The 10,163-nt window shown below is 73.2% G+C and carries 10 protein-coding genes, 1 tRNA gene and 1 pseudogene; 5 read left to right on the top strand and 7 right to left on the bottom strand.

Annotated features, from left to right (window positions below; genetic code table 11):
- Window positions 1–17: 17 nt before the first annotated feature.
- Together IE136_RS06780 and IE136_RS06785 are read right to left on the bottom strand one after the other, a co-directional pair.
- Entirely contained in the window at window positions 18–1,106 is a 1,089-nt protein-coding gene (locus IE136_RS06780) for a DMT family transporter (RefSeq protein WP_189600009.1), read from the bottom strand.
- A gap of 11 nt (window positions 1,107–1,117) precedes the next feature.
- Window positions 1,118–1,969: a phosphatase PAP2 family protein gene (locus tag IE136_RS06785; protein ID WP_189599808.1), complete on the bottom strand. Its 852-nt coding sequence runs from the start codon at window positions 1,967–1,969 to the stop codon at window positions 1,118–1,120.
- A 163-nt stretch (window positions 1,970–2,132) separates the two neighbouring features.
- Between IE136_RS06785 and IE136_RS06790 the strand changes: the two genes are divergently transcribed.
- The 3 genes from IE136_RS06790 (at window position 2,133) to IE136_RS06800 (ending at window position 4,524) form a co-directional block, all read left to right on the top strand.
- Entirely contained in the window at window positions 2,133–2,732 is a 600-nt protein-coding gene (locus tag IE136_RS06790) for a TetR/AcrR family transcriptional regulator (protein WP_189599809.1), read from the top strand.
- A gap of 29 nt (window positions 2,733–2,761) precedes the next feature.
- Window positions 2,762–3,136 carry a DUF488 domain-containing protein gene (locus IE136_RS06795; protein WP_158992375.1) on the top strand — a complete coding sequence of 125 codons (375 nt, stop codon included), beginning with the start codon at window positions 2,762–2,764 and terminating at the stop codon, window positions 3,134–3,136.
- A 137-nt stretch (window positions 3,137–3,273) separates the two neighbouring features.
- The gene (locus IE136_RS06800) at window positions 3,274–4,524 is read left to right on the top strand and encodes a cytochrome P450 (RefSeq protein WP_189599810.1); all 1,251 of its coding nucleotides are present in this window, start codon (window positions 3,274–3,276) and stop codon (window positions 4,522–4,524) included.
- Window positions 4,525–4,530: 6 nt separating this feature from the next.
- Here the strand turns inward: IE136_RS06800 and IE136_RS06805 are convergent, their stop codons facing one another.
- Window positions 4,531–5,001 (bottom strand): DUF309 domain-containing protein, encoded by a 471-nt coding sequence (locus IE136_RS06805; RefSeq protein WP_158992379.1) that lies wholly within the window; start codon window positions 4,999–5,001, stop codon window positions 4,531–4,533.
- A 183-nt stretch (window positions 5,002–5,184) separates the two neighbouring features.
- Between IE136_RS06805 and IE136_RS06810 the strand changes: the two genes are divergently transcribed.
- Window positions 5,185–5,258: transfer RNA gene (locus IE136_RS06810), tRNA-Pro, on the top strand.
- A 448-nt stretch (window positions 5,259–5,706) separates the two neighbouring features.
- Window positions 5,707–6,558 carry a DUF72 domain-containing protein gene (locus IE136_RS06815; RefSeq protein WP_189599811.1) on the top strand — a complete coding sequence of 284 codons (852 nt, stop codon included), beginning with the start codon at window positions 5,707–5,709 and terminating at the stop codon, window positions 6,556–6,558.
- Between the two features lie 238 nt (window positions 6,559–6,796).
- On the opposite strand, the pseudogene IE136_RS35390 reads toward IE136_RS06815, so the two are convergent.
- From IE136_RS35390 to IE136_RS06835, 4 genes and pseudogenes are all read right to left on the bottom strand, one after another.
- A pseudogene (locus IE136_RS35390) lies at window positions 6,797–7,036 on the bottom strand (FKBP-type peptidyl-prolyl cis-trans isomerase); the annotation flags it as partial.
- Between the two features lie 257 nt (window positions 7,037–7,293).
- Window positions 7,294–7,431, bottom strand: coding sequence for a hypothetical protein (locus IE136_RS06825; RefSeq protein ID WP_158992385.1), 138 nt, complete (start codon window positions 7,429–7,431; stop codon window positions 7,294–7,296).
- Between the two features lie 90 nt (window positions 7,432–7,521).
- Window positions 7,522–8,055: a hypothetical protein gene (locus IE136_RS06830; protein WP_189599812.1), complete on the bottom strand. Its 534-nt coding sequence runs from the start codon at window positions 8,053–8,055 to the stop codon at window positions 7,522–7,524.
- Window positions 8,056–8,168: 113 nt separating this feature from the next.
- The coding region (locus IE136_RS06835) for an NHLP bacteriocin export ABC transporter permease/ATPase subunit (protein ID WP_189599813.1) at window positions 8,169–10,163 on the bottom strand (1,995 nt) is incomplete at its 5' end.

Here is a 10,163-nt window from a genome sequence, read left to right on the forward strand (position 1 = left end):
TGGGCCTGGACGGGGCGTCAGCCGACGGGGGCGGGGGCGGGGGCCGAACCCGGACCGAGCGCGCCGGGTGCCGGCTCGTCGGGGCGGGGCGGGGAGGTCGTCCGCGCGGGCGTGGGCGCCGGGCCGGGGACGGTCACGGGGGAGAACTGGAACGGAGGAGTGGCGGAAACGGGCGTGCCCGAGGCGGCCGGCGGACCGGTGGGCGTCGTGCTCGGACGCCGGGCGTCCGGGGCGGGCCCCGGGTCCGTCGTCAGGAGCACCACGCCGCGCGCGGCCACCAGCGACGCGACGGCCGCGACGAGCCAGCCCCACGCCCCCGCCCGGAACGACTCGCCGAGCAGCGCCACGCCGATGACGGCGGCCGCGGCCGGGTTCGCGAGGTTCACCACGGCGAGGGGTGCGGCGAGGCCGCCCCGGTAGGCGGCCTGGGAGAGCAGGAGGCCGCTCACCGCGAAGCCCGAGATCAGCCCGGCGAGCAGGGCGGCCTGCCACCAACGGGCCCCGCCGCCCGGCAGCTCGCGCGCGAGCGCGACGGTCAGAGTCTGGGTCAGCGCGGAGGCCACGCCCGAGGCGATCCCGGAGGCCGTCGCGTGGCCGAGGCCCCGCGCCCGCCTTCGTGCCCGGCCGCGCCCCTCGCGGTGCGATCGTCCCGAGGCGAGCGCCGCGATCAGCATCGCCGTCGCCGCGGCGACGGTCAGCGCCTCGGTGAGGTCCAGCGCCTCACCCGGCTTCGCCGGCCCCGTGACCGAGATCAGGCCGACGAGTCCGGCGAGCGTCCACAGCGCCCCGCGCCACTCCGACCGGGTCACCCGCCGTCGCGCGCCGTACGCCCCGACGGGCAGCGCCGCCACCAGGGTCAGCGCGCCGAGCGGCTGGACGAGCGTCAGCGGGCCGTAGTGCAGCGCGGCCACATGGGCGAGCGCACCGGCAGCGTTGAGGCCGACCGCCCCCCACCACCCGCCCCGGGCGAGGAGCGCCCGCAGCGCGCCGTGCCCGCCGTCGGAGTCCGCCGCGAGCCGGGCCTGTGCCACGGCGGCGAGGGCGTATCCGGCGGCGGAGACCAGGGAGAGGAGCACCGCGAGTACGGTGCCGTCCGGGCCGTTCATGGCAGGGACGCTCACCGCGGGGCTCCCGCCGGAAGGGGCGCAGGGGTGGCGGGGCCGGCATCACGAGCGGCATCCGGGCCGGTCGCGTGCGCGCCCGGCGCCCGAACGACGGCGAGTGCGAGGGCGAGCAGCGCGGCCGCGGCGAGCGCGTCGAACCAGTAGTGGTTGGCCGTGCCGACGATCACCAGCAGGGTCACCAGGGGGTGGAGCAGCCACAGCCACCGCCACATGCTCCGGGTGGCGACGATCAGGCCGATCGCGAGCATCAGCGCCCAGCCGAAGTGGAGTGAGGGCATCGCGGCGAACTGGTTCGCCATCGAGTCCGTCCGCGGGGTCGCGCCGTAGACGGAGGGGCCGTAGACCCGCGCGGTGTCGACGAGTCCGCTGGCGCTGAGCATCCGGGGCGGTGCGAGCGGCATCAGCAGGTGCAGCGCGAGCGCGGCGGCGGTGAGGAGCGCGAGGACCCGGCGGGACCACAGGTAGTGGCCGGGCCGGTGCCGGTAGAGCCAGGCGAGGAAGGCGATGGTGACGGGAAAGTGCACGGCCGCGTAGTACGTGTTGGCGGCCCGGACGAGCGGTTCGCCGTGCAGGAGGAGAGCCTGGACCGTGCCCTCGGCGGGCAGGCGCACGGCGCGCTCGGCGGCCCATATCAGGTCCGCGTTGTGGAAGGCGCGCAGCTCGTGGCCGTTGGCGAACGCCCGGCCCGATTTGTACACGAGGAAGAGTGCGGTGACGAGCAGCAGCTCGCGCACGAGGGGCGGCCTCGGGGCGCCGCCCGGCCGTTCCGGGGGAGCGGTCGGCCCCGGTCCTGCGGGCCGTGCGCCCGGCGGCGTCCCCCGTGTCCCGGGTATCCCGGCAGCCATGGCGCGGCCCCTTTTTCCGTCAAATCGGCAGCAAACGGAGGAAGCCTAGATCCGAATCTATCGAGACGCAAGCGTCTCGATACGTTTGCGTCTCGATGGGGCGGGCCCTACTCTCGTCTGTGCAGAGAGCTGTCCGGCACGACCGGTAGCCCGGGAGGAACCGATGTCCACGCAGGCCGCGACCGCCGCCCGGCGCAGCAAGATCACGCCCGAACGGGAGACCGAGCTGTACGAGGCCGTGATCGAGCTGCTCCGCGAGGGTGGCTACGACGCGGTGACCATGGAGGGCGTCGCCTCCCGTACCAGGTGCGGCAAGGCGACCCTCTACCGGCAGTGGGGGACCAAGGCGCAGCTCGTCACCGCCGCCCTCGACAAGCGGCGCTGCGCGTTCTTCACCGGTATCGACACGGGAACCCTCGCCGGCGACCTCAGAGAGGCCGCCCGCCTCGCCGGGTCCCGTCGCGACCGGGACGCCGAGCTGATGGAGGCCGTCAGCCAGGCGTACATCCAGCACCCCGACCTGCGCGAGGCGCTGCGCGAGACCGTCATCAACCCGGAGGTCGCGGCGCTCGACGAGATGCTCCGGCGGGCGGTGGAGCGCGGCGAGATCGACGTGGACAACCCCGCCATCGGCTTCGTGGCCCCCTGCTTCCTCGGGATGCTCCGCATCGAGCGGCTCTTCGAGGAGCGGTTCGCGGACGCGGCGACGATGCGCGTCTTCGTCGACTCCGTCCTGCTGCCCACCCTGCGCGTCGCCGTGTGACCGCCCCGCCCGTCCGGCACCCTGGGGACATGCCCGCCCCCACTCCCGGCGTGCGCGTCCGGCGCGTCTATGAGCCCCCGGCGGCCGACGACGGCGTACGGGTCCTCGTCGACCGCCTCTGGCCGCGCGGCCTCGCCAAGACCGACGCCCGCGTCGACGAATGGCCCAAGGCGCTCACCCCCTCCACCGAACTGCGGCGCTGGTACCACGGCCCCCACGGTGCGTACGAGGAGTTCTGCCGGCGGTACGAGAACGAACTGGCCGAACCCGCCGCAGCCGCGGCCCTCGACCGGCTGCGCGCCCTCGCCGCGGACGGGCCCGTCACCCTCCTGACCGCCGCGAAGGACCCGTCGGAGAGCCACACCTCCGTACTGCTGCGCGCGCTGAACGCCTCCCGGGCATAGCCAGGAACCCGCGGCGCCGGTCACCATGGCCGGACCGCACCGCGTTCCTGCCCGAACACCGCACCTGCCTGAGAACCGCGCCTGCACACATACCGCACTTGTCCGAGTTCCGCACCTTCCCGCCACGGAGGCGCCGCGTGGACCCGAAACAGTCAGCACGTCACGAACGGCTCGACGAGCTGCAGCGAGACCCGTACCCCCTCTACGCACGTGCGCGACAGACCGCCGGACTGACCTTCGTCCCCGAACTCGACGCCTGGCTGGTCGCCCGGGACGCCGACGTCCGCGAAGTCCTCCTGCGGCCGGACGACTTCTCCTCCGCCCAGGCCCTGCGCCCCGACGTCGTGCCCACGGCCGCCGTCCTCGGCGTCCTCGCGCGCGGCTTCGGCAAACGGCCCACCGTCGTCTCGACGGACGGCGCCGCCCACCGCCGGCACCGCGCCCCGATCAACGGCGGCCTCTCCGCCGGACGGGTGGCGGCCCTCGCCCCGCACGCAGCCGAGGTGGCCACCGGCCTCGTCGACGGCTTCGCCGCCGACGGGCACACGGAGCTGATGTCCTGCTACGCCCGCCGGCTCCCGGGCGCGGTCATCGGCCGGCTCATCGGATTCGCTCCGGAGGACGTGCCCGTCGCGGTGCACGGAGGACACCGCGCCGAACAGCTCCTCTTCCGGCCGCTGCCCGAGGAGGAACAGCTCGCCGCGGCCGAGGACGTGGTCGCCCTCCAGCACCTCCTCGACCGCTATGCCCGCGCCCGGCGTGCCGAGCCGCGCGACGACCTCTGTTCCGCGATGGTCGCCGCCCTGGCCCCGGACACGGGGCTGGGGCCCGGCACGCGCGAACTCACCACCGACCAGCGCGGCGAACTCGTCTCCAGCCTGCAGAACCTCCTCATCGCCGGGCACCTCACCACCACCGCCCTGATCGGCACGGCGCTGCTCCACCTGCTGCGCCATCGCGACCAGTGGGAACTGCTCTGCGCCCGACCCGAGTTCATACCCGGGGCGGTGGAGGAGGTGGCGCGCTACGACACCGCCGTCCAGGGATTCCGCCGCACCACCACCCGGCCGGTGATCCTCGCCGGCACCGAACTGCCCGCCGGAGCCACGGTTTTCGTCTCCTACGGCTCCGCAAACCGGGACGAGGCGCGCCACGAGGACGCCGACGTCTTCGACATCACCCGGACCCCGGCACCCACCCGTCACGTCAGCTTCGGCCACGGGGCCCACGGCTGCCCGGGCTCGCAGCTCGCCCGCACCCAACTCCGTCTCACTCTGGAGCTGTTCACCCGCCGTCTCCCCGGGCTGCGGCTGGCGGAGGGCCACGAGGTCGTGATGCGGCCCACCCTGATCCACCGCTCGCCCGAGGAGCTGCACCTGGCCTGGTGACCGCCGCTACGTCGCCAGCAGACGCGGCGCCTCCGCCGACGCGTCCGTCACGCTGTCCGCGCGCGCCGCCAACTCCCGCGCCCACCGGACGAGCCCGCCGATGTCGATGCCGTACGGATCGCCCTGACCGGAGATCCGTGCGGCACCGCGCCGCAACAGCCGGGCCCCGCCCGCCGCGTTGCCCCGGGCGGCATGGGTGAGCCCGACCGCCAGCTGGGCGAGCCCCTGCCACAGATCCCGCTCCTCGGCGGGACCGGTCTTCCAGGCGTCCTCGAAGACCTCGTGCGCGTGGAACGGCATCCCCGCGTCCAGCAGTCGCTGCGCCTCGCGGAGGGTCTCCCGCGGAGACCGCGCCACCCCCTCGGGCTGCCGCGGCACCCCCTCGGCGCCGTACGGCAACGGCCGCCCCAGCCCGTCCCGAGGGCGCGCACTGCGCGCCCGCCCTTCCTCGTCCCGGTCCCTCGGCGTCGTGTCCACGCCCCCATTGTCCCCACCCCCGCACCCCACCCGGCGCCGCACCGCCCCGACCTGCGACGCCGACCTCCGGCGCCGACCACCGGGACACGGACGCGGTGACACCCCGTGCGTCGATCGGCCCCGTGGAGTGAGGTAATGTTCTCTTGCACGCCGCCACCGGGGAACAACCGGCGGGACGCGCATCGGGACGTGGCGCAGCTTGGTAGCGCACTTGACTGGGGGTCAAGGGGTCGCAGGTTCAAATCCTGTCGTCCCGACTCGTGAGAGTCGCAGGTCAGGGGCCGTTTCAGAGCAATCTGAAACGGCCCCTCGATCGTTCTGGGGGCCGGTTGGGGACCAACTCGCCTTGACCGCGTCAGCGGGCTACCACGATCGGGCTCCGCAGGGACCGTGGCGCGCGTACCACGCTGATGCGGGCCGAAAGGGCGGCACCGGCGGTGATCCTGTGCACGTCGGGGTGCAGGTATCGCTGGGTGGTGGTCAGCGAGCCGTCCCCGGCGATCGGCGCAGGACGTGCAGGGGGACGCCGGCGTCCGCGAACCACGTCAGCCCGGTGTGGCGAAGGTCGTGTCGTCGAAGGTGCTCGAAGCCGATTTCGGTCACGACTCGCCCCATGCCCTGGCGTCACGCGTGAACCCGCCGTTCGTCACGGAGGGCAGTGAGAGCTTTCCCGGGTAGAGGGGCCGCGAAGAAAGGACGGCCGGTATGGGCGATTTTTTGATCGGGACGTGTTCATGGACGGACAAGGCGCTGGTGGCCAGCGGATGGTACCCACCCGGGCGGCGTGACCCGGAGGGAAGGCTGCGGCACTACGCCGAACGCTTCTCCGTCGTGGAGGTCGACGCCGGCTACTACGCTCTCCCCAGCGTGCGCAACAGTCTGCTCTGGAACGAACGCACTCCGCCGAGCTTCCGGTTCGATGTCAAGGCGTTCTCCCTCCTCACCGGCCACCCGACCCGCAAGACCGCTCTGCCCGCCGACCTGCGCGGCCACGCCCTCGGCGACCCGGAACTGCTCGACGAGGTCTGGCACCGTTTCGGCGCGGCCCTGCGGCCCCTCCGCGAGTCCGGCCGGCTGGGCGCCGTACTGTTCCAGTTTCCGCCGTGGTTCGGTCCGGGCGCGCGGGCGGAGACCGTGCTCCATGCCACCAGAAAACGGGCGTACCAGTGGCCGATGGCCGTGGAGTTCCGCCATCCCGACTGGTGGTGCGAGGACCGGCGGGAGCGCACTGCCGCCCTGTTGAGGGACCTGGACGCCACCGCGGTGGCCGTCGACACGGCCCAAGGGCTGCCCGCCTCGATACCCGCCGTCACACCCGTCACGTCCTCGAGGCTCGCAGTGGTCCGGTTTCACGGCCGTAGCGCCGCCTGGGGGACCGGAAGCAAGGAGGACCGCTTCCGCCATACCTACACGCGGGAGGAACTGGCCGCCTGGCTGCCGCGCCTGCGCTTTCTGGCGGACCGGGCCGAGCAGCTGCACGTCCTGTTCAACAACTGCTGCGGTGACGCCGCGGTACGCGCCGCCGAGACGCTGAGCGATCTGCTGGAAGGTTCCTGAGGCGACCGCCCGGTTACCGCCGCCGCAGTGGCGAGCGGGCGCTCACGCCGCAGCGGACTGGAACGCGGGTCGGAGGCCGTTCTCTCCTCCATCAGAGGGCGGCCCTTCGTGCGTCCCCGCCCCGCGTCCGCGACGGCGCGGGGCACCCGCAGGTGACCGCGCCGCGCCGGTCGCGAGGAAGCCGGCCCATCTCAGGACGTGCTGCTCTGCTCCACCCGTCGGTCCGGGAGTACGAGTCGAGCAGGTCCACCACGAAGACGAGGGTCGAGTGCGGCGGGATCAACGGTGAGGGCGGCTCCTTGCCGTAGCCGAGACGCGGAGGAATGACGATCTCGCGCCGACCGCCGGCCCTCATCCCCCGCACACCCCGGTCCATGCCCTTGATGACCCTGCCGCCGCCCAGGGCGAACTTGAACGGTTCGCCGCGGTCCCGGGAAGCGTCAAACTGCGTCCCGGACTCGAAGGTCACCCCTACGTGGGGACCAGTTGGGGACCACACGCTACGCGCGGTGGTGCAGGACGCATGCCCCTGCGCACAGCCTTTGCCTGGATTGAGCCTGCTGCATCCGGAAAATTCCCTTGACCCTCCTGGGGGTCAAGGGGTCGCAGGTTCACATCCTGTCGTCCCGGCTCGAAAGAGTCGCAGGTCAGGGGCCGTTTCAGAGCAATCTGAAACGGCCTCTTGATCGTTTTCGGGGAGCGGGCCGGCCCCACGGGTGGGCACGCGAGGCCAGGTCACTGCGCCGATCCGACGTCCCGCCGGGCGATGCGCTCCAGCAGGGGGGCCGCCCAGTCGGGGAGGTCGGACGCCGGAGGGCGCGGCGGGCGGGGGTCGGCGGTGATGCCGATGCCGCCCGCCGGGTCGCCGTACACGAACCGCTGTGACCACGAGAGCCACGAGCGGACGAACAGGTTCGCGCTCCACGCGAGGGCGAGCGCGCCGCGCCGCTCGGGGATCTCGTATCAGTAGCTGGTGAGCACCACGGCGCGGGAGACCGCCTCGTCCGGGTCCCCCGGCCGGGAATCGGCGGTGAGCCCGGCGGCCAGCACCGACGCCGCGAACCGGTTGTCCGCGAGCAGTCCGCCGCTCTCACAGACGACCGCGTCCAGGAGGTCCGCCGGCAGGTTCACGGCGGCCCGCTCCAGCCGCGCCAGCAGCTCGGGGAGCGCCGGATCGCCGGCCGTCTCGGGGCCGGGCACCACCCGCAGGCCGGCCGGCAACCGCTCGTCCGCAGTGCCGGTGGCCAGGAGGTGCACGTAGGCCAGCGCGCGCAGCGTCTGCCAGCGGCAGAGGGTGTCGAGCAGCGCGATCCGGGACCTGCGGAAGGCGAGCCGCACCGGCCAGTCGGCCGCCCGGACCTCGTCCCCGAGGGCCCGCAGCTCCCGCGGCACCGGGCCCGGGAAGACCCGGCTCCGGCCGGGGTCGTAGGAGGGCTCGGCACGGTAGCCCGGCGGACGAGGCGCGCGGTTCCGGGGGGTACCGCTACGACCGCTCATTCACTTCGTCGTCCTTCGGGGTCCGCCACTTCGAGAGGTCCTCCGGGTCGATGGGGTAGGCGTGGATCATATGGTCCTGGCGTCGAGACCGAGCCCCGCCCGGCGGGGCTCGGTCAGCGGAGCTGGCGGCGGACCAGTTCGTGGAAGAGGCCGGTCGTGTCGGCGAGCAGGTGGGCGGGGGGACCCTGCTGGACGATCCGGCCCTCCGACATGACGATCACACGGTCGGCGTCCATGACCGTCGACAGGCGGTGGGCGATCACGACGCGGGTCGCCCGCAGGGCGCGGGTGGACTCGATGACCACGCGCTGGGCCTCGTTGTCCAGCGCGCTCGTGGCCTCGTCGAAGAAGAGGATGCGGGGCTTGCGGATGAGGGCCTGGGCGATCATCAACCGCTGGCGCTGGCCGCCCGAGATGGTGCCCCCACCGTCGGACAGCATGGTGTGCATGCCCATGGGCATGGCCTTGATGTCCTCGGCCAGGCCCGCCATCGCCGCCGCCTCCCACGCCTCCTCGAGGGTGAACGCCTCGGCTCCGCGGATGCAGTCGAGGATCGAGCCGGTGAGGGGCTGGGCGTTCTGCAGAACGACGCCGCACTGCCGGCGCACGGCCGCCTGGTCGAGGGCGGAGAGGTCCTGGCCGTCGTACAGCACACTGCCCGAGGTCGGCCTGTCGAAGCCGATGAGAAGGCGCAGCAGGGTCGACTTGCCGCAGCCACTGGCCCCGACGATCGCGACGAAGTCCCCCGGCCGGACCTTGAAGTCGACCTCGTCGAGGACCAGCGGACCGTCCTCGGTGTAGCGGTAGGACAGCTGGCGGGCCTCGACGGCGCCGCTCAGCACGCCCGGCCGGGCGGCGGCGCCGCGGACCTCCGGGACCTCCCGCAGGATGGGCTTCACCTCCTCGAACATGGGCAGTACGGCGGCGGCCGACAGCAGCGCGCCGGTCACCTGCGTGACCGAGGCGAGCAGCAGCGTCACGGCCGTGCTGAAGGTGAGGAACTCACTGGCGGACATGGTGCCCCGGGCAGGTCCGGCCAGCAGCATGAACATGACCAGGGTGCACAGCGGCAGATAGACCGCGTTGAGCACGGTGATGACGTTCTGCAGCCGTCCTGCGCGCTGCTGCAGCACCCGTGTCCGGGCGAACTCCCGCGCCCAGGCGGCGTAGGCGAAGCTCTCGGCCGCGGCGACGCGCAGCTTCGGCAGCCCGCGCAGAGTCTGGAACGCCTGGTTGTCGAGACGGTGGCTGAGCTTGATCAGGCGGCGCTGGTAGCGCAGTTGCCACATGCCGAGGCCCAGGAAGACCACCGCGACGAGGAACAGCATCGCCAGCGCGGCCATCGCCAACGGCACGCTGTAGACGAGCAGCAGCACGAGGTTCATCGTGCCGACCGTCCCCGCCTGGACGCAGACCGACCCGATGCCGGACAGCAGGCGGCGGATGGAACTGATGCCCATGGCCGCACCGGCCAGTTCGCCCGTCGAGCGGCCGGCGAAGAAGGTGGTCGGCAGCCTCAGCAGCCGGTCCCACACCGCGGGCTGCAGCGTGGCCTCGATACGCCCTTCCATGCGCAGGATGGAGACGTTCTGCAGGAGCATGAACGCGGCCGAGACCACACTGGTCGCGATGAGCGCGATCGCCGCCTGCACGATGAGGCCGCTCTCGGCCTGCGGGACGTACGTTCCGAGGACCGTGCCGGTGGTGATCGGAACGAGGGACCCCAGGGCCACCGCGACCAGACCGCCCAGGACGATGCCGCGCAGTTCCCGGCGGGTGCCCCGCACGCTGAAGCGCATCAGCGACAGCAGGCTCAGCCGGCCGTCGGGCAGGGGGCGGTACAGCATGACGGCCTGCCGCTCGAAGGCGGCGGCCTCGTCGGCGTCGCCGATCCGCTCGCGCCCGCCGGTCGCGGGGTCGACCGCCACATAGCCGCCGCGCCGCCACAGCAGCGCGACCGGCGCCCCGTCCTTCTCGCGCCGGCCGACGAGGGGCCCGCTGTCCTCACGCCACCAGCGTCCCCCGAGGCCGATGACACGGGTACGGATCCGGGAGGCGAGCGCGATGCGTTCGACGGGGTCCATCCGCTCGGCGTCGGCGGGCGCCTC

It is taken from the genome of Streptomyces lateritius, from assembly GCF_014649715.1.
Taxonomy (GTDB): Bacteria; Actinomycetota; Actinomycetes; order Streptomycetales; family Streptomycetaceae; genus Streptomyces; species Streptomyces lateritius.

Excerpts from the sequence above, each read along its gene's own strand:
- IE136_RS06780 (WP_189600009.1), bottom strand. The coding sequence starts at position 1,106 with ATGAACGGCCCGGACGGCACCGTACTCGCGGTGCTCCTCTCCCTGGTC.
- IE136_RS06785 (WP_189599808.1), bottom strand. The coding sequence starts at position 1,969 with ATGGCTGCCGGGATACCCGGGACACGGGGGACGCCGCCGGGCGCACGG.
- IE136_RS06790 (WP_189599809.1), top strand. The coding sequence starts at position 2,133 with ATGTCCACGCAGGCCGCGACCGCCGCCCGGCGCAGCAAGATCACGCCC.
- IE136_RS06795 (WP_158992375.1), top strand. The coding sequence starts at position 2,762 with ATGCCCGCCCCCACTCCCGGCGTGCGCGTCCGGCGCGTCTATGAGCCC.
- IE136_RS06815 (WP_189599811.1), top strand. The coding sequence starts at position 5,707 with ATGGGCGATTTTTTGATCGGGACGTGTTCATGGACGGACAAGGCGCTG.
- IE136_RS06830 (WP_189599812.1), bottom strand. The coding sequence starts at position 8,055 with ATGAGCGGTCGTAGCGGTACCCCCCGGAACCGCGCGCCTCGTCCGCCG.